Source organism: Vibrio sp. S11_S32, assembly GCF_014694465.1.
In the GTDB taxonomy this organism is placed as follows: Bacteria; Pseudomonadota; Gammaproteobacteria; order Enterobacterales; family Vibrionaceae; genus Vibrio; species Vibrio algicola.
This window is the reverse complement of the sequence record NZ_JAAUWS010000147.1, coordinates 1-574: the sequence shown is the minus strand read 5'-3', so window position 1 is coordinate 574 and position 574 is coordinate 1. Positions and strand designations below refer to the sequence as shown.

The 574-nt window shown below is 43.2% G+C and carries 1 protein-coding gene; it reads right to left on the bottom strand.

Going from position 1 to position 574, the window contains the following annotated elements:
- On the bottom strand, positions 1-574 hold a 574-nt coding region (locus HC723_RS17030; RefSeq protein ID WP_190339947.1), incomplete at both ends, for an IS5 family transposase.

Here is a 574-nt window from a genome sequence, read left to right as displayed (position 1 = left end):
ACTGCACCAAGTCTTGGGGGCACAAGTGGGGTGGCTTTTTTGATACGAATGGCTTCATAGCATTGTCGAGTATCGTAAGCACCATCGCCTGATACTTTTAAGATCTTTCGACGTGTTTGCTTTAGTAAATTAGGTAGAACGTCTCCGTCACTGACATTCGAGAAAGTGAGTTCTGCCGCAATAATTTCATGAGTAACGACATCAACACCTATATGTAACTTACGCCAGATCCGGCGCTTCCCATCAGTTCCATGTTTCCTGACTTTCCATTCACCCTCGCCGTAAACCTTGAGGCCAGTAGAATCAATGGCTAAGTGTTGTATCGTGCCACGAGCTTTCGTTTTGAATGAGACTTCAACCTCTTTAGCCCTACGACTAATACAAGAATAATGAGGGCAAGTGAGCGGGACATTAGCAAGTTGAAATACAGAATCAATAAATCCCTGCAATGCCCTTAAGGGCATTGAAAATATACGTTTTACCATAAGCGCTGTTGTTATTGCTAAATCACTGAAAATACGAGGTCTACCACGCAGCCCTTGTTTAGCTTCTTTCCATTCTTGGATAGCTTCTT